Source organism: Bacillus sp. 05T31, from assembly GCF_056396725.1.
On sequence record NZ_JBFTMA010000003.1, the window covers coordinates 1 to 18,702 of the forward strand.

Below are 18,702 nucleotides of genomic sequence, written 5' to 3' on the forward strand. Positions count from 1 at the left end.
AACCAATACCGACAACTAAGGAATAACCTACTACAACCCAACTTACTTTCGATTGACTAATAGATAAATCATTAGCAATATCCTCTAACGCTACATTAAATAACACCGCATTCATCGGCCCTAATAAAACGATAAAACATAATGTGAAAACAAACCGTTTTGAATGGTTACTTATATCTTTTCCCATGCGTAACACCTCTTCTGATTGTAGTAACTGTAAATGAAAAATAAAGTTGTTTTAGCTCCTCTATCACTACTAAACAACTTCATCAAATGTATAAATTTATCGCGCGACAAATTGAATTCGAAACGTAACATTATGTTGTTCGATATTCATGGAACTATCATAGTTTCAGCATTACAGTTTGTCAACGAAAARTATACAAAGTRAACTAATTTAGTGTTTTTRGTTTACTTTGTMCAAAAATTGTTATACACTAATTTCGAATCCGGTATAAGGGGGACTGACATGGTTATTCAAATTTGCAATTTCTAACTTAATAAAATCAAGTAAATAAAGAACTTTTTATATAGAAGAAACATTACAGGAGGATTATGATGAAGAAAAAAATGTTAGTTGTATTAACGAGCGTAGAAAAATACCCAAATTTAAATAGAGCTACCGGGCTTTGGCTTGGTGAAGCTGTCCATTTCGTTAAAAAAGTAGAAGAAGCTGGTTACGAAGTAGATTATGTCAGTCCACAAGGCGGCTATACACCGATTGATCCGCATAGTTTAGCGATGGCGGAGAGCATTGATTGGGAATGGTATCAAAAGAAAGAATTTATGAATCGTCTCGGTTCTACAATGAAACCGAGTGAAGTGAATCAAGAAGACTACGCTGTTATTTATTACGCGGGTGGTCACGGAGTTATTTGGGACTTCCCAGAAAACAAAGAACTTCAAACTATTAGCCGCAACATTTATGAAAATGGCGGAATTGTTTCCTCTGTTTGTCACGGAGCTGCTGGTTTATTCCATATCACATTAAGTAACGGGAATCGTTTAATTAACGATAAAAAAGTAACAGGATTCTCAAATGAAGAAGAGAAACTAGCTGAATTAGATCAATTGGTTCCATTTTTAACAGAAGATGAACTCGTTAAATATGGGGGACTTTACGAAAAAGCTGCGCAACCTTGGGAAGCTTACGCTGTAGAAGATAATCGTGTAATTACTGGTCAAAACCCTGCTTCAGGTGGTTCAGTAGCTGAATTAGTATTAAAACAGTTGCAAAAATAATATGTACTAAAAAAGCAGATTCCCCTCTAGTAAGGGAAATCTGCTTTTTTTTACGAAATCATTTGTAGATTAGCTATAATTTCTTTTTCAATTTCAGAATCATCAACTACATCTAAAAATTCCGGTTTAAACAGTTGGTATTTCTTCAAATTGTAGAAATCAAGTATCGCTTGCTTTAACGTAATATCGTACTGAATGCAAAAAGTATGATCTATAATGCGTCTTAACATCACATCATCTTGCACCATAAATAGTTGCGCATTCATTTTATTAAAGTAACCTTGTTCCATACCCGACTCAAAAAACATTTGCAAATTACGATTGCGATTTTGTTGTGCAGCGACTAATTGATCCGACAAATGCGGATACGCTTCTTTCAAATCTTGTAAAAAGACATCCGAAATATACGTCACACATTTTAAAGAATGGATAAACGTCTTTTGGAAACGTTCTGCAAACGACATACTTTCATCTTGATTATCCGCATCTCCTTCAAGAAGATAGTTTATAAAATCCTCTACTACTGCCTCAATAATCTCATCTTTCGAAGAAAAACGTTTATATAAAGTAGCTTTACTAATATCCATATATTTCGCAATTTCATCTATTTTTAATTGGCTAAAACTCGTCTTTCGAATAACGGGCTTTATTTTATTAATATAAGTATTTGCACACGCTACTTTTCTCATTTAAAAGAGCCTCCCCTTTTGTTCATACAAAATAGTATAGCAAATTCATGAATGTTTATAAATGAAGTTATTATACTCATTACGTCTTTTTAGTTTATTACAATTTCAATCTACGCTATACATAAAAAGTACCCGCTACCTTTGTTAGTAGCGGGCACCTTTTCTATAATTTATTTACAGCTCTTTTTATAGCCTTACCTATTCCCACACTAGACTGCTACTTTCTAGCAAAAACGGAACTCGATTTTCTAAATGTACAGCTTTTTCTTCATCGTTTGTATAACCTGTTATACGCTTACCGGCAACAAAAAACGAGCCATCTTTATTTTTCACACCAACTAAAGAACTTACCCCGTGACAAACAGCCGCTACGATCCGGTTATTATTGTACATATTCTCAATTAAATTTGCTACATATGGATTACCTGGAAAATCTACAATCGCCCCGTGCCCACCACCAAATAATACCGCATCATACTCTGAAGAATGAACAGTTGAAATCGCCCTCGTATTTTGCAATAAAGAAGCGACATGCTTAAATTCACGAGGTATGCCATTCGGAATAGACACTCTATCAATTGGTACTCTCCCGCCTTTTATCGACACAATATCAACATCGAACTTAGCCTTTTTAAATAAATTATACGGAGCTGCGAGCTCTTCCAGCCACAAACCAGTCGGGTGTCCCTTTAGATCATGAGCGCTTGTTGAAACTAATAATACCCTTTTCAACATATCCCCTCCTTACTACCTATTTATGTATGAAACATTCTTATCATTCATATGTAGCATGAAACAAACAGAAAAATAGCCGACCTTTTGTATAAAAGTCGGCTGCTTTCTTATAGTTCGAGCTCTCCCATACGAAGAAGCTCAACAACTGCTTGTGAACGTCCTTTAACCCCTAGCTTCTGCATTGCGTTTGAGATGTGATTACGTACTGTTTTTTCACTTATAAACAGTTCACCTGCAATTTCCTTCGTCGTTTTATCTTGAACCAGTAATTCAAATACTTCTCTTTCTCTCTTTGTGAGTAACGGTTTAGATTGATACGCTTTTTCCTTCAACTGGTATAACCCTCCTTGCTTAAGCCAGAGCTGTATATGTGTAAGTTGGGTGTTTATTTAGTCAAGATATTGTATGAACGAAATGTGCAGGTGGTGAATGAAAATGGGCTTTATTTCTTATGTTATTTTAGACTTTTATACAGTGCGTACACTCTTTTTATCCACTTACTTTTCAGTACGCCATATTTGTTCTAGTAATATGCTGACAACTGTACCTACGAACAAACCATTTCCGAATATATATTGCATCACAGACGGTAAGGATTGGAGTGCTCCAGACGGTAAAAACATAACACCACTTCCAAATAATATAGCAACTCCTAAAATCGTTACATTCCTTTCGCTGATTGGCACTTGTTTTATATTATTAAATCCAATTCCAATTAACTGTACGAACGAAGCCATTAAAACGGCCGATGCGACAGCGGATGGTAAAGACGCTAAGTAACGAATGATACTTGGAAAAAGAGACATTACGACTAGTAACGCACATGCCATTAAGAACGATCGTATATATTTTTGTTTTGTTAAGCGTATAAACCCTGCCGTTGCTGGTAACGGAACGACACCTACAGTTGAAAATACAGAGGAAATGATATGTGAAATCCCTCCAACCCACGTTCCATCCTTCAACTGTTTTTGTTCAATAGTCGCTTTATGAATGGTAGCTTGATTAATTGCTATAATAGCTGCCACTGTATTCGAAACTAAAATACATACCATAACGAAACTTGATACAGCCATACCTGTATTCCATTTTGGAATTCCCCACGCGAATATATGTGGAAGTTGCACAAAATGAGTTACTTGAGATGGGATCGTCACTTTCCCTGCAATGAGAAAAATAATCCAGCCAATAATTAACCCTATTAAAACCGCATAACTTTTAACAAACCCTTTTCCGAAGTTGGAGAGTATGACTACGAATAAAAATATGCCAAAAGCAATTAATGCTGTAAATCCATCAATTTGAGAAACAGTAGCTGTAATTCCTAGCATTCCTTTTAAAAATACACCACTTAATTGTAAACATAATAAAAGTAAGAACGTCCCTGTCACGAGCGGCGTAAATAAAAATAAAATACGCCCGATAACTCCCGTTACTCCTAGCCCTATTAAAACAACTCCCGCAACCATCATTCCTAATTCTAAAATTTGCAATGTACTATGTAATTGATCCTGCCCTACAGTTGCATAAGCAAGCACGGTAAATACACCAACCCAAGATCCAGCTGGTCCATCCGCAATCGGAAGCTTATGTCCAAGCCATCCTTGTAAAAAAGAAGATATACCAACTACGAAAAACGTACGCTGCATTAAATAAAATACTTCTTCCGTCGTAAGATGAAATAATCCGCCAACGACAATTGGTAGCGCGATTGAGTTTGCTAATAAAAAAATAAACCATTGCAAAGTTCCCATAATATGATTTTGATTATGTTGATTGTCCAAACTTTTCATCCCTTCTTGCTTCCTTATAAGGAAGTATAGTACTTCCCTGTTTCTACTAAATAAAAAAGAAGGGTTCTATTTTCACAATTAGAACCCTTCTCAAAACATCTAAACGATTCTTCTATACAAGATTATCAGATTTCACTTGATCTAAATCCCCTATAACAACCTTCCCTTTATACATAACTACACGCTTCTCTGTTTGACGAGCCACTGCTTCCGCGGCGCATGCTGCATTCGTTAAAACAAAACTTGCCTCATCCCCTACATTCGGCCACACTCGTTTCCCTTCATTATTTAACGTTTCTTTCCCTCCAGTAATAAAACGAAGAGCTTTCCCTAAAGACCTTTCATCACTCCAACCAAATCGTTCTGCCAATCGATTTGCCTTTTGAAGCATATCACCTGTGCCGAACGGAGACCAATGATCTGTAATACTATCATTTCCTAATGAAACTTTAACTCCTTTTTTATCTAGCAATGGAATTGGGATTACTTGTTTACCGATTGGAACAGTTGAAGTGATATCAATCTTTAATGCTGCTAGTCTTTCTGCCACTTCTTCAGCTTCTTTATCAGTAACACCACCAAGTCCAAGCGCATGACTAATCGTTACACGACCTTGCCATCCTGCTTCTTCCGTTAGACTTGCCAATCTCTTCATTGTAAACGTTCCAAGGTTATTTGCATCATGCAAATGAATATCAACATCCGCGTTAAATTCTACCGCAATGTCCATAATCGTATGTAATGATTTTTCAATATCATTATCTACTGTAGCTGGGTCCACTCCGCCAACTAATTGTGCGCCCATACGCATCGCATCTTTCACAAGTTGCATAGAATTACTTCGCAATAATCCATGTTGCGGAAATGCAACTATTCTACCAGACAACCGATCTTTATATGTTCCTAAAGCCGCTAACGTTGCCTCTAAATTACGAAGTCCAATAACCGGATCCACATTACAATGCGTTCTAATATTTGTTGCACCATTTCGAAGCAATAACTCTAGCATATTTTCCGCCCTGTCTTGAGCAGTTGCTAATTGCTTTGGTAAAATCGTTTTTTCTTCATTAAAACGTGTAAAAATATTTTCTGCTGGCATACAAGCTTTCCAAGGCCCACTATAATATGTTTTATCAATATGAATATGCATCTCTTCAAAAGCTGGTAAAACTAATAAACGATTAGCATCAAAAGTTAACGTTCCTTCCTCTTGGGCGATTCCCGATATAATTCTTTTAATTCGCCCATCTTCAATAAGAAGACTGCATATCTCAGTTTCCGTTTGTGAAATTTTCGCTTCTTCATACGTATAACCTGTTTCAAGCTTTACATTAGTCAACCAATATAATGTCATTACCATTTCCCCACCTTATATTAGAAAATACGTCACACCCTCATTTTCATTTTAATAYCAACTGAAAATTAAGACAATTAATMCRCTRTATTGYCCTTTCACAAAAAAATGTAATATAACCTAATGGTCTTCTCATAAATTTCCATATAGAATAAAAGTACACTGTATCACTCATACATAACAGCGGTGATATAAAAAGGAGAGAATCATAATATGTCGAAGAGGTTATATAAATCCGAAACTGATAAAATGTTATTTGGTATATGTGGTGGTTTAGGAGAATATTTTGATATTAACTCTACTCTCATTCGTATCATTTGGCTTATTGCCATTTTATGCTTCGGAACTGGATTTTTAGTTTATTTTATTTGTTTATTACTTATGCCACGCTCGTACTAACTGGTATCATTCCATATACTTAAGAAGAACATATAAAAAATCACCTATAGAATTCTTTTCTATAGGTGATTTTTTCATGAAGAATATTTCATCGTTAAATGTAATACCGCCACTTCATCCTCTTCATTTTTATAACTATGTTTCTTATTCGCTTCAAATTGAATGGAATCAAACTCATTTAACACGTACACATCGTTCTCCACTTGAATAGAAACTTTCCCTTTCATTACTGTTACAAGCTCAATTGCTCCTTCATGATGAGCTTCAGGTTCATATATACTATCCGCTCTTAAACAAGCTCGGTGCATTTCCATCCCCGTTTCTTTCGTGTAACGGAACATCGTTTCTAAGTGCCACGCTTGTCCTACATCTACTGCAAAGCCTTCTCCGCAGCGCGCAACAGCTACAGGCTCTCCAACAACCATCAATCTCGATAAAGGGATTGATAACCCTTTCGTAATTTTCCAAATGACAGCTAATGTTGGATTCGTTTCACCTCTTTCAATTTTTCCTAGCGTTAATTTACTAACACCTGTCTTTTGGGCTAAATCTTCTAAACTTAATTTTTGTTCATTTCGAATTTGTCTTAATAACTGACCTACTTGCTGGATCACTTCTTTTGTTTGCATGTCCTCATTTTCTTTCATCTATAAAACCACCTTAAAATATAAAATAGTTTACTTTTATTGACTTAAAGTATATTATACTATACATAAATTATTTAATTCCGAAAGGAGTGTTACACTTCATGCGTGCAATATTATTAGGCCTTTTATCATCAGCCTTCTTTTCTGCAACCTTTATTATTAACAGAGCAATGAATGTATCTGGAACAAGCTGGGCTTGGACTGCTTCCTTCCGTTTTCTATTTGCTCTCCCTATTTTATTCCTTATCGTTTTATTTCGCAAAAACTTAGGAGCTTTATGGGAAGAATTAAAAAAACATCCATTTGTATGGATCGGGTGGGGCTCTGTCGCTGGCATCGGCTTCTATTCTTTATTAAGTTTCGCAGCTGTTTTTTCTCCAGCTTGGCTCGTTGCTGGAACTTGGCAAGTTACGATATTAGCAGGTTTACTTTTATCGCCATTATTCTTCATTAAAATAGAAACAAAATCAGGTACAAAACTTGTACGTGGAAAAATTCCACTACGCAGTTTATACGTCGCTTTATTTATTTTACTTGGTGTACTTTGTATGCAAGCTACTGAAGCGGGTCATATTACAATGACTCAATTCATTTCTGGTTTTTTACCTGTCGTTTTAGCAGCTTTCTTATATCCCTTCGGTAACCGAAAAATGATGGAACTTGTTGGCGGGCGTCTTGATACATTCCAACGTGTATTAGGAATGGCAATCGGAAGTCTCCCTATTACAATTCTACTTGGTATATACGGATTTTCCACTACCGGTATTCCGTCATCAAGTCAAATGATGCAAGGATTTTTATTAGCATTATGTTCCGGAGTTATTGCGACGATGACATTTTTCTTTGCTACTGATTTAGCAAAAGACAATCTTGCTTTACTTGGAGCTGTTGAAGCAACACAAGCTGGAACGATGGTCTTCACTGTACTTGGTGAGATTATTTTCTTAGATGGTTCATTCCCTAGCGGCCTGTCACTGATTGGGATGATTATTATCATGCTAGGAATGATCGTAAATAGTGTTTTAAACCGTTCTGTTCCAGCCATTAAACAAAAAAAATCAGCATAAAAATAGATATGGTTCTTCTTCATAGAACCATATCTATTTTTATTGTCCCCCTATTTCGCCTTATCAGAATAGTATTTCATTAGCTGTTTACACTAAAACCTATGTTATAATACGTCTCATGTGTATTAATAGGAGGTAAATTATGTTAAAAAAAGCAATCGCTGAATTTATTGGTACATTTGTACTTGTATTATTCGGAACTGGAGTAGCTGTCATTGGCGGCGGAATTGAAGGAATTGGAACATTAGGCATTGCTATGGCTTTCGGATTATCTATCGTCGCTATGGCATATAGCATTGGAACAATTTCTGGATGCCACGTTAACCCAGCAGTATCAATCGCTATGTTCATCAATAAAAGAATGAACGCTATGGAACTTAGCTATTATTTATTAGCTCAAATCTTAGGTGGTTTATTAGGAACTGCAACGTTAGTAACAATTTTACGATCTGCTAAATTACCTTTAGATAATTTAGGACAAAATAGTTTTGGAACTCTTGGTTTATCTGGAGCATTTTTAGTTGAATTCATTTTAACTTTCGTATTTGTTTTAGTTATCGTTGCTGTAACAGGTAAAAAAGGAAGTTCTTCTTTAGCTGGACTAGTAATTGGTTTCACATTAGTATTAATTCACTTATTAGGTATTCCGTTAACTGGAACATCTGTTAACCCAGCTCGTAGTATCGCACCAGCTCTATTCGCTGGCGGAGAAGCAATTTCTCAACTATGGGTGTTCATCGTTGCCCCAATTTTTGGTGGTATCGTAGCAGCTGTTGTAGGAAAGTTTATTTTAAATACGGAAAAATAGAGCTTCCAATATTTCCGAATAAAAAAAAGCGAGCCCTCATCATGAGGAAGCTCGCTTTTTTTTATTCTTTAATTTTCGACTTTAAATTTGTAACTAATTGCTGCACCGTTACATTTGCAAGTACGTTTTCCATCGCTTCTTGCGATTGTATTAAAACAATCTCTAATACCGATTGAATATTAGCTCCTACTGGACATTCAATGTTGGGATTTTCATGGAAAGAAAATAGATGTCCTTCTTCTACAACTTCCACAGCTTTATATACATCAAGTAATGTAATTTCATCTAAATCACGAGCAAGTGTTGTACCACCTTTACCAGCTTGTACATCAACAAGTCCTGCTCTCTTCAACATTCCTGTAATGCGACGAATCACAACTGGATTTGTATTCACACTACCAGCAATCCATTCAGAGGTACAGCGAGAGTTTCGATCTATTGCAAGTAACGTTAACATATGAACACCTACTGTAAAACGACTACTAATTCCCATCTGCACACCCTCCTTTTTATTCATTCTATTAAAAGACAACTCTTATTATTATATACTATTTTTAATTTATACATAAAGTGAAACTTTAATCAGTGGGGGGTTTTGTTCATCCCCCACTGATTATTAGTTGAACCAATCGGGCGTTTACGGGCAGTTTATCTCCCATCTAACTTCTTTGCTCCAGCTGAATTTTGAGATGGGAGTTTTACTGCCCGTTAATGCGGGGTAAAGAAAAAGCATGATTCCATTAGAAAATCATGCTTTCCCTCTATTATTGACGCTTTATAAATTTCGCCAAATCTTTAAACTTCACTTTATCAGAGTAATTCATTACACCGTTTACATAGATACGGCTTGTAATCGCATTTAATATACCAATCGTCGCCAATAAAACTACTAATGTTATCGTAATCTCTAACATACCTGCTTCACCAGCTACAATCCGCGAGAAGGTAACCATTGGTGTGAAAAACGGAACATACGAACTTACAACAACAATAGTACTATTTGGATCACTTAATGATTTAATACTAATGAAGAATGCAGCCATGATCAAAATCATTATCGGGAAAGATACAGCTTGTAAATCCTCTGTCTTAGACACAACAGCTCCAGCCGCAGCGTACATCATCGCATAAAGTAAATACCCCGTAATGAAATAAACAAGAAACATACTTATAACCTTTGCATCTAATTTTGTAAAGTCAATTGGAACACCAAGTAATGAAGCACTTTCTAAATCGACCCAACCTAACAAATAAGGAATAAGATAACCACACGCCAATATTACAAGTTGTAATAACGCCGTTGAAACAACCGCCAAAATTTTCGCATACATCATCGTAAGAGGCTTTACTTTYGGAAGCATTACTTCCATTACACGTGACGCCTTTTCAGATGCAATATTCATTGCGATTGTATTTCCGAAAGCTACAATAAACATATACAAAGCAAATGTAAAGAAATATGCAATTCCGAAAGAAGATGTACGATCTTTTATCGCTTCTTGCTTCACTTGAATTTCTGCTTGTAATTGCTGCGCAATTTCTGGTGAAACATTATTTTTTGCAATCGTCACCTTCGTATATTGTTGTTTTAAATAACCCGCCATAATCGCAGAAGTCGCTTGGCTTGGAAATCCATTATACATATATGTAACTGCTGGAGTCCCATCCTTTTCCGTCACATGGAATAGACCATCTAAATCGCCTTCTTCTACTTGCTTATGCAGTTTATCAAAATCATCCTTTGAACCGACCGTTATTTTTGCTGATGGCAATAGCTTATTTAGCTCTTCTTTTTGTACTTTGTATGTGGAGCTCTCTACTACAACTGCAATTTTATCTTTATCCTTATTTTTATCATCGCCTGAAGTAAAATGATTAAATGCAAAAATCCCAAACACAACTAAAAATAAAATCGCACTCGTAATTAATGATTTTTTAGATAAAAATGCTTCTTTAAAATAAAATGAAAATACATGAGAAAATTTACGCATCTTTATTTCGCCCTCTCTACAAAGATTTCGTTTAACGTCGGCTCTAACATTTTAAATTGTCGTAAACCAACACCTTGTTCTTGCAATTGTTGCAAAATCTTTAGAGCTTCTGCATCATCTTGTACTTTCACATAAAGAAGGCCTTGTTGTTTTTCATACGGGACATGTATAGCTTCTAATCCCTTTTCATTCTCTGCTATATCTTCGATTGTTAAATTACGAAAACCGTATTCTTTCTTAATATCACTTAATTGTCCTTCTACGACTGCTTCACCTTTTTTCAAAATACATACATGTTGGCAAAAAGCCTCTACTTGCTCCATACGGTGACTAGATAAAATAATTGTCTTTCCRCTCTGTACTTGTTCTCCAATAATRYTAGCYAACATTCCAGCATTAACTGGATCAAGTCCGCTAAAGGGTTCATCCAAAATAAGAAGTTCTGGATCATGAAGAAGAGCAGCAATCAATTGAATTTTTTGCTGATTCCCTTTTGAAAGTTCTCCTGCTGTTTTGAATTTATATTCTGGGATTGCTAAGCGCTCTAACCAGTAATCAATTGCAAGATCTACTTCTTTTTTCGTCATTCCTTCTAATCTACCAAAATATCGCAACTGGTCTATTACTCTACTTTTTGTATATAAGCCTCTTTCTTCTGGTAAATATCCAATTGTTACCCCGCTATCACCAAATGATTTTCCATCCCACGTAATAGAACCTTCATTTGGCGTTAATAAACCTAGTAACATTTTAATTGTCGTTGTTTTCCCTGCACCATTTCGGCCAAGTAACCCTAACACTTCACCTTTCGGTAACGAGATTTGCAAACCATTAACCGCTTTAGATTCTCCGAATATTTTTGTTAAGTTTTGAATTTGTAAACTCAATGTATAAAGCCTCCCCTTTAGTATCATTCGTACTCTCTATTAAAGACTATGATTGTTCGAAATAAAATATAGTACTATATTTCAATCTTTTATACGTATCATGATCCCCCATCCACCATTTGTTTTATTTAGTTAAAATTGTAAATAACAAAGATATATTTGTCAATTATAATTGTCATTTCGACAATAAAACACGTCAAATCACTTTTTGTTATTTTTCCCATCTTTCTAATATAGGACATACTACTATATATACAAAAGACAATATGCAAATGTTCATAAAAAAATTTTTATATTTTAATATATAATATAAGATGATTTTCTAACATCGAGGAGGATACATATGAAGATGAAGAGGGGTATTACCAGTTTATTATCTATAGCCGTTCTTTCCACATCTCTTGTAGCATGTTCAGGAACAGCTGAGAAAACAGTGGCAAAAGAAGAGAAAGTACAATTAACAGACCAGCAATTGATGGCYGATTTATGGTATCAAACAGCTGGYGAAACGAAAGCACTTTACTACCAAGGCTACAATATTGGTCAATTAAAGCTTGATGCAGCTCTTGCAAAAGGGACAGAAAAAAAACCTGCTATCGTACTTGATCTAGATGAAACTGTTTTAGATAACAGTCCTCATCAAGCAATGAGCGTAAAAACAGGAAAAGGCTATCCTTATAAATGGGACGATTGGATTAATAAGGCTGAAGCTGACGCTCTTCCAGGCGCTATTGATTTCTTAAAATATACAGAGTCTAAAGGTGTAGATATTTACTACATCTCAAATCGTAAAACAAATCAACTAGATGCAACAATTAAAAACCTTGAGCGCGTAGGTGCTCCTCAAGCGACGAAAGAACATATATTACTACAGGACCCGAAAGAAAAAGGGAAAGAAAAGCGTCGTGAACTTGTTTCTCAAACACATGACATCGTCCTATTCTTCGGTGACAACTTATCTGATTTCACTGGTTTTGATGGAAAATCTGTGAAAGATCGCAATGAAACAGTAGCAGAATCAAAAGCACAATTTGGTGAGAAATTCATCATTTTCCCTAATCCAATGTACGGTGATTGGGAAGGTGCTCTATATGACTATAATTTCAAAAAATCAGATGCAGAAAAAGACAAAATCCGTCGTGACAATTTAAAATCATTTGATGCAAAATAACAAAGAGGATGGCCTTCGCCATCCTCTTTTATTGCATATTTCTTGTTAAAGGYAARATAAAYACTTCWACACGTCTATTTTTCGCTTTTCCTTCTGGCGTATCATTTGGTGCAATTGARCGGTATTCTCCATAACCAACTGCACTAAATTTTTCTGGTTGCAATTCTTTATTTTGGAGTAACACCTGCATAAAATTAACTGCACGCTGTGTACTTAACTCCCAGTTTGATGCAAACTGAGCATTTGCGATAGGAACCGTATCTGTATGACCCGACACTGTAATTTCACGAGGTGATGCTGAAACAAGTAGGTTAGACATCTCTTTTGCAATCCCTAACGATTCCAACTTCACATCTGCTTTCCCTGAATCAAATAGTACATTTTCTAATATCGTTAACATTAATCCTTTTTCAGTTAACTTAGTTTGAAAAGAAGAGGATAGTTGTTTCTCATTAATATATTGATCAATCTTTTTTTGTAATGCTTTCAACTCATCCATTTCTTTTTTTTCTTTAGCTCTATCTTCCGCTTGTTTTTTTGCTTGTTCTGCCTCAAGGCTATTTGCTGATAATTCTTTTTCCTCATTTGGTTTTTGATCGCTTAAAAATTCTTTATTTCCTGTTCCACCAGCTAACTCACTTCGAAAAGCAACTGCCATCTGTTTAAACTTCGCAGCATCTATACTACTCATTGCGAATAATACGATGAACAATGCAAATAACAACGTTAACATATCAGAATATGGAATTAACCAAGTTTCATCGATATGCTCATCATGTTTTTTCTTTTTACCTCTTCTATTTTTCTTACTCCGCATTTTTTTCTGCTCCTTTTTCTAGCTTTTTACGCTCAGTTGCAGAAAGTGCACCTAAAATRCGGTTCTTCATAATAAACGGATATGTACCTTCTTGTAACATTAATAAACAATCAATAATTAAACGTTTCTTCTCTAATTCAGCAGCAGACTTTTGCTTTAATTTATTTGCAAATGGATGCCATAATACGTAACCTGAAAAAATACCGAAAATCGTTGCAATAAACGCACCTGAAATAGCATGCCCTAGCTTTTCAATATCAGTTAAATTTCCAAGTGCAGCTACAAGACCAATAACAGCACCTAAAACCCCTAGTGTAGGTGCATATGTACCAGCTTGCGAAAAAATAGCAGCCCCTTTTGCATGTCTCTCTTCAATCGCTTCTAATTCGGCTTCTAAAATTTGTTCTAAATCCTCTGCAGATACACCATCAATAACAAATTTCATACCACGCAAAAGAAATTCATCTTTAATTTCATCTAATTGTTGCTCTAAAGACAAAATACCGTATTTTCTACTCTCAGATGTCCAATGAACAAATAATTCTAGCAATTGTTCATAACTTAAATCTTTTTTATTTGAACCAAAAAGAACTTTAAATAATTTTGGAACTCTTTTTAGTTGATTCATCGGAAAGGCAATACACACTGCAGCAAATGTACCGACGAAAATAATTAGTGCTGCGGCAGGATTTAGTAAGGCTGTTATGTCAGCGCCCTTGACGACCATCCCTACGACTACCGCTAATACTCCTAAAATGATTCCAATAATTGTTGCAAAATCCATTCCCATTCACTCCTAGTCTATACCAGAGGTCTTTTATTCTCGATAATCGCTACATCTTCTTATATACATATATTACATAAAAAATGAACTTCATGAAAGATAAGAAATGAATTATATGAAAAAATACTACAATTTCACACATTTTCTGACATTTTCTTTGCATTTTTATTACGTTATGACTCTTATATTTCTTTTTCAATAAACTAGACTTATAATAAAAGCGATACATATTTTATTAAGAAAGGACAGTGATTACAAGGTATCATGAAAAAGATAATAATTATTTCTGCCATTACTATTGTAATCGGTATCACATCTTTCGCTTACTTTGCTTCTAAATCACCACTGCAAAATGAGGCGAAAGCTGTCGAAAGTCAAAAACATAGTAACCATCCAAAAGAAGAGATTCCTGCTTTTCCAAAAGCTAATCATAACGCAAAGAAACTAGATAATAATTTTTCCGTTGTAACAAATCCAGATTCTGCTCTTGTATTAGTCAATAAACATCGTAAATTACCAGATGGGTACATTCCAGAAGATTTGACGAAACCGAACGTACCATTTACTAGTCCAAAAGATAAAGAGAAAACATTACTTCGTAAAGATGCTGCAGACGCTCTTGAGCAGATGTTCCAAGCAGCAAAAGAAGAAGGTTTAGAACTTACAGCAGTTTCAGGTTACCGTTCTTACAAACGCCAACAGTCATTACATAACACATATATTAAACGCCAAGGAAAAGCTGAAGCTGATTCGGTAAGTGCAATTCCTGGAACAAGTGAGCATCAAACTGGTCTAGCAATGGATATTAGCTCAAAATCTGCTAAATTCCAATTAGAACCAATCTTCGGAGAGACAGCAGAAGGAAAATGGGTTGCAGAACATGCCCATGAGTTCGGATTTGTCATTCGTTATTTAGAGGATAAAACAAAGACAACAGAATATTCATACGAACCGTGGCACTTACGCTACGTCGGCAATCCATATGCCGCATACATATATAAACACCATCTAACATTAGAAGAGGCGATGGAGGACAAAAAATAAGAGAGCGAATCGCTCTCTTATTTTTCTTTTATTCTATTATATCAGCAATTTTTTCCATTCCTCCGGCCACGGTTCGCCTCTTCCAGTTTTTTTCGATGCTTGGACCATCATACCGCGTCCAACTAAACAAACTTCTCCTTCTGCATTTTTGACCATATAGTGTAAATCTAAAGAGGAATTCCCAACCGCTCCCGCCTTTACATATACTTTCAACTGCTCATCAAAATAAATTTGTTTAATAAAATTGCACTGTAGATCTGCGACGACTATCATCGTTTCTGATGATTCATGTGTCCATTCTTGCATAAATCCGAGTTCTTTAAACAATGCGATACGCGCTTCTTCAAAATATGTAAAAGCAACGACATTATTTACATGTCCAAACATATCTACTTCACCAAAACGAACTTTGACAGGATTATAAAATGAAAAACCACTTTCCCATTGCTCAAAGTCTTCAATATAAGAAATTCTCTTCATCGTTCCCTCTCCTTTTCGCCCTTAAAATAAAGTGAAACTTTAATCAGTGGGGGTTTTGTTCATCCCCCACTGATTATTAGTTGAACCAATCGGGCGTTTACGGGCAGTTGATCTCCCACCYAGCTTCTTTGCTCCACCTGAATTTTGAGGTGGGAGTTTTACTGCCCGTTAATGCGGGATAAACAGAAATATAAASTTATAAATATTGCCTCTTCAACATGAAGAGGCAATATTTATTAATAGTTATTGTCGCTACCAAAGAAATCTTTGAACGATTGAATTGTTGTATCACGGTTTAATGCTGCAATTGAAGTTGTTAATGGAATACCTTTCGGACATGATTGCACACAGTTTTGAGAGTTACCACAGTTTGCAAGTCCTCCATCACCCATAATTGCACGTAAGCGATCTGCTTTATGCATTTCACCAGTTGGATGCGAGTTAAATAAACGCGCTTGTGAAAGCGGTGCTGGACCAATAAAGTCAGACTTACTGTTTACGTTCGGACATGACTCTAAGCAAACACCACATGTCATACATTTCGAAAGTTCATATGCCCATTGACGCTTTTTCTCTGGCATTCTTGGACCTGGTCCTAGGTCGTACGTACCGTCGATTGGAATCCAAGCTTTAACACGTTTTAACGCGTTAAACATACGGCTACGGTCAACTTGTAAATCACGTACAATCGGGAATGTCTTCATCGGCTTTAAGCGAATTGGTTGCTCTAACTGGTCAATAAGGGCTGTACATGATTGACGTGGTTTTCCGTTAATCACCATCGAACATGCTCCACAWACTTCCTCTAAGCAGTTCATATCCCATGCRATCGGAGTTGTTTGGTTCCCTTTTGAGTCGACAGGATTACGGCGAATTTCCATAAGYGCCGAAATAATATTCATATTAGGACGATATGGAATTTCAAACTCTTGGTCAAACTCTTGTGCATCTGGGCCATCTTGTCTCGTAATGATGAGGCGGATTGTTTTCTCAGACATGTTGTTTATCCCCCTTCTCTTCACCCTTAGCAGCTACATCATGTTTTGAGGAATAGTCACGTTTACGTGGTTTAATTAATGAAACATCCACTTCTTCGTAATGGAATGCTGGTGCCTTTCCTTCTCCCTCAAATTTCGCCATCGTAGTTTTTAAGAAGTTTGCATCATCACGATTTGGGAATTCTGGTTTGTAATGCGCTCCGCGGCTTTCATTACGGTTATATGCGCCAATTGTAATAACACGTGCTAACTCGAACATATTTGCAAGTTGGCGTGTAAATGAAGCACCCTGGTTACTCCATCTTGCTGTATCGTTAATGTTAATGCGTTTGTAACGCGTCATTAACTCTTCAATTTTCGCATCAGTTTCTAGTAACTTTTTATTTTCACGAACTACTGTAACGTTATCTGTCATCCATTCTCCAAGCTCTTTATGAAGAACATATGCATTTTCGTTACCATCAAGCATTAAAATATTGTTAAATTTCTCTGTTTCAATTAATTCATTTTGCTCATATACAGTAGATGAAACAGCATCAGATGATTTAGAAAGACCTTTCATATACTCAATTGCGTTCGGTCCTGCTACCATACCACCGTAAATTGCTGATAATAATGAGTTCGCACCAAGGCGGTTACCACCGTGCATAGAATAATCACACTCACCTGCTGCAAATAAACCTGGAATACTTGTCATTTGCTTATAATCAACCCATAATCCGCCCATTGAATAGTGAACTGCTGGGAAGATTTTCATTGGTAGTTTACGAGGATCATCACCTGTAAATTTCTCATAGATTTCAATAATTCCACCAAGTTTAATATCTAGTTCTTTCGGATCTTTATGAGAAAGATCTAAGTACACCATGTTTTCACCGTTAATACCTAGTTTTTGCTCTACGCAAACATCAAAGATTTCACGCGTTGCAATATCACGAGGTACAAGGTTTCCGTAAGCTGGATATTTTTCTTCTAAGAAGTACCATGGCTTACCATCTTTATACGTCCAAACACGTCCACCTTCACCACGTGCAGATTCACTCATAAGACGTAACTTATCGTCTCCAGGAATTGCCGTTGGATGAATTTGAATGAACTCACCGTTCGCATAATATGCACCTTGTTGATATACAGCAGACGCTGCTGTACCTGTATTAATAATAGAGTTTGTTGATTTTCCAAAGATGATACCAGGGCCCCCTGTTGCCATAATCACGGCATCAGCTTGGAAACTTTTTATCTCCATAGTTTGTAAGTCTTGCGCGACGATTCCTCGGCACACACCTTCATCATCTACAACAGCTCGTAAGAAATCCCAACCTTCATATTTCGTTACAAGTCCTGCTACTTCATGACGACGTACTTGCTCATCTAATGCATATAGTAATTGTTGACCAGTTGTTGCGCCAGCAAATGCTGTACGGTGATGTTGTGTTCCACCGAAACGACGGAAATCCAGAAGTCCTTCTTCCGTACGGTTGAACATAACACCCATGCGRTCCATTAAATGAATAATACCAGGTGCTGCATCACACATCGCTTTAACTGGTGGTTGGTTCGCTAAGAAGTCCCCACCATAAATTGTATCGTCAAAGTGGATCCATGGAGAATCCCCTTCACCTTTTGTATTTACGGCACCGTTAATTCCACCTTGGGCACATACAGAATGTGAACGTTTTACTGGTACTAAAGAAAATAGTTCAACATTTACTCCTGCTTCTGCCGCTTTAATCGTTGCCATTAAGCCGGCCAAGCCACCGCCGACTACTATAAGTTTCCCTTTCATGCTCTCCCAC

General features: G+C 36.2%; 19 protein-coding genes and 2 pseudogenes. 6 read left to right on the forward strand and 15 right to left on the reverse strand.

Going from position 1 to position 18,702, the window contains the following annotated elements:
• Positions 1-187 (reverse strand): annotated as a pseudogene (locus tag AC1DJR_RS00355) (MFS transporter); the annotation flags it as partial.
• A 371-nt stretch (positions 188-558) separates the two neighbouring features.
• Between AC1DJR_RS00355 and AC1DJR_RS00360 the strand changes: the two are divergent.
• Positions 559-1,242, forward strand: a complete 684-nt coding sequence (locus AC1DJR_RS00360) for a type 1 glutamine amidotransferase domain-containing protein (RefSeq protein ID WP_429688093.1) — start codon at positions 559-561, stop codon at positions 1,240-1,242.
• Positions 1,243-1,292: 50 nt separating this feature from the next.
• Here the strand turns inward: AC1DJR_RS00360 and AC1DJR_RS00365 are convergent, their stop codons facing one another.
• From AC1DJR_RS00365 to AC1DJR_RS00385, 5 genes and pseudogenes are all read right to left on the reverse strand, one after another.
• The gene (locus AC1DJR_RS00365) at positions 1,293-1,931 is read right to left on the reverse strand and encodes a TetR/AcrR family transcriptional regulator (RefSeq protein WP_002192450.1); all 639 of its coding nucleotides are present in this window, start codon (positions 1,929-1,931) and stop codon (positions 1,293-1,295) included.
• Between the two features lie 163 nt (positions 1,932-2,094).
• Positions 2,095-2,666 (reverse strand): annotated as a pseudogene (locus AC1DJR_RS00370) (type 1 glutamine amidotransferase domain-containing protein).
• Positions 2,667-2,773: 107 nt separating this feature from the next.
• Positions 2,774-2,998, reverse strand: coding sequence for a spore germination transcription factor GerE (gerE, locus tag AC1DJR_RS00375; RefSeq protein WP_000659484.1), 225 nt, complete (start codon positions 2,996-2,998; stop codon positions 2,774-2,776).
• A 165-nt stretch (positions 2,999-3,163) separates the two neighbouring features.
• A complete protein-coding gene (locus tag AC1DJR_RS00380; protein ID WP_429691862.1) occupies positions 3,164-4,459 on the reverse strand; it encodes a purine/pyrimidine permease in 1,296 nt (431 codons plus the stop codon).
• A gap of 112 nt (positions 4,460-4,571) precedes the next feature.
• A complete protein-coding gene (locus AC1DJR_RS00385) occupies positions 4,572-5,813 on the reverse strand; it encodes an amidohydrolase family protein (RefSeq protein ID WP_429691861.1) in 1,242 nt (413 codons plus the stop codon).
• Positions 5,814-6,026: 213 nt separating this feature from the next.
• Between AC1DJR_RS00385 and AC1DJR_RS00390 the strand changes: the two genes are divergently transcribed.
• Complete coding sequence (locus AC1DJR_RS00390; protein WP_429688091.1) at positions 6,027-6,212, forward strand: PspC domain-containing protein; 186 nt, start codon at positions 6,027-6,029, stop codon at positions 6,210-6,212.
• Positions 6,213-6,286: 74 nt separating this feature from the next.
• Here the strand turns inward: AC1DJR_RS00390 and AC1DJR_RS00395 are convergent, their stop codons facing one another.
• Positions 6,287-6,859, reverse strand: coding sequence for a helix-turn-helix domain-containing protein (locus AC1DJR_RS00395; RefSeq protein ID WP_002112092.1), 573 nt, complete (start codon positions 6,857-6,859; stop codon positions 6,287-6,289).
• 101 nt (positions 6,860-6,960) lie between these two features.
• Here AC1DJR_RS00395 and AC1DJR_RS00400 point away from each other — a divergent pair, with 101 nt between their 5' ends.
• Positions 6,961-7,926, forward strand: coding sequence for a DMT family transporter (locus AC1DJR_RS00400; RefSeq protein ID WP_429691860.1), 966 nt, complete (start codon positions 6,961-6,963; stop codon positions 7,924-7,926).
• A gap of 142 nt (positions 7,927-8,068) precedes the next feature.
• Positions 8,069-8,734 (forward strand): aquaporin, encoded by a 666-nt coding sequence (locus AC1DJR_RS00405; RefSeq protein WP_429688089.1) that lies wholly within the window; start codon positions 8,069-8,071, stop codon positions 8,732-8,734.
• Between the two features lie 61 nt (positions 8,735-8,795).
• Here the strand turns inward: AC1DJR_RS00405 and AC1DJR_RS00410 are convergent, their stop codons facing one another.
• The 3 genes from AC1DJR_RS00410 to AC1DJR_RS00420 form a co-directional block, all read right to left on the reverse strand.
• Positions 8,796-9,227 carry an Rrf2 family transcriptional regulator gene (locus AC1DJR_RS00410; RefSeq protein ID WP_002112095.1) on the reverse strand — a complete coding sequence of 144 codons (432 nt, stop codon included), beginning with the start codon at positions 9,225-9,227 and terminating at the stop codon, positions 8,796-8,798.
• Between the two features lie 271 nt (positions 9,228-9,498).
• On the reverse strand, positions 9,499-10,725 hold the full coding sequence (locus tag AC1DJR_RS00415) for an ABC transporter permease (RefSeq protein WP_002015418.1): 1,227 nt from the start codon (positions 10,723-10,725) through the stop codon (positions 9,499-9,501).
• Positions 10,726-10,727: 2 nt separating this feature from the next.
• The gene (locus AC1DJR_RS00420) at positions 10,728-11,612 is read right to left on the reverse strand and encodes an ABC transporter ATP-binding protein (RefSeq protein WP_477001834.1); all 885 of its coding nucleotides are present in this window, start codon (positions 11,610-11,612) and stop codon (positions 10,728-10,730) included.
• Between the two features lie 343 nt (positions 11,613-11,955).
• On the opposite strand from AC1DJR_RS00420, the gene AC1DJR_RS00425 reads away from it, so the two are divergent.
• Positions 11,956-12,783 carry a 5'-nucleotidase, lipoprotein e(P4) family gene (locus tag AC1DJR_RS00425; protein WP_088034118.1) on the forward strand — a complete coding sequence of 276 codons (828 nt, stop codon included), beginning with the start codon at positions 11,956-11,958 and terminating at the stop codon, positions 12,781-12,783.
• A gap of 28 nt (positions 12,784-12,811) precedes the next feature.
• Here the strand turns inward: AC1DJR_RS00425 and motB are convergent, their stop codons facing one another.
• A complete protein-coding gene (motB, locus tag AC1DJR_RS00430) occupies positions 12,812-13,600 on the reverse strand; it encodes a flagellar motor protein MotB (RefSeq protein WP_002184884.1) in 789 nt (262 codons plus the stop codon).
• The gene (motA, locus tag AC1DJR_RS00435; RefSeq protein WP_131246693.1) at positions 13,590-14,384 is read right to left on the reverse strand and encodes a flagellar motor stator protein MotA; all 795 of its coding nucleotides are present in this window, start codon (positions 14,382-14,384) and stop codon (positions 13,590-13,592) included. Before motA ends, motB begins: the two co-directional genes overlap by 11 nt.
• 264 nt (positions 14,385-14,648) lie before the next feature.
• Between motA and AC1DJR_RS00440 the strand changes: the two genes are divergently transcribed.
• Positions 14,649-15,428 (forward strand): M15 family metallopeptidase, encoded by a 780-nt coding sequence (locus AC1DJR_RS00440; RefSeq protein ID WP_410591771.1) that lies wholly within the window; start codon positions 14,649-14,651, stop codon positions 15,426-15,428.
• A gap of 36 nt (positions 15,429-15,464) precedes the next feature.
• On the opposite strand, the gene AC1DJR_RS00445 is transcribed toward AC1DJR_RS00440, so the two are convergent.
• The 3 genes from AC1DJR_RS00445 to sdhA form a co-directional block, all read right to left on the reverse strand.
• A complete protein-coding gene (locus AC1DJR_RS00445) occupies positions 15,465-15,908 on the reverse strand; it encodes an acyl-CoA thioesterase (protein WP_113935687.1) in 444 nt (147 codons plus the stop codon).
• Positions 15,909-16,144: 236 nt separating this feature from the next.
• Entirely contained in the window at positions 16,145-16,906 is a 762-nt protein-coding gene (sdhB, locus tag AC1DJR_RS00450; protein ID WP_002088861.1) for a succinate dehydrogenase iron-sulfur subunit, read from the reverse strand.
• Positions 16,899-18,692, reverse strand: coding sequence for a succinate dehydrogenase flavoprotein subunit (gene sdhA, locus AC1DJR_RS00455; RefSeq protein ID WP_002088862.1), 1,794 nt, complete (start codon positions 18,690-18,692; stop codon positions 16,899-16,901). The genes sdhB and sdhA overlap by 8 nt, the downstream gene beginning before the upstream one ends.
• Between the last annotated feature and the right edge of the window lie 10 nt (positions 18,693-18,702).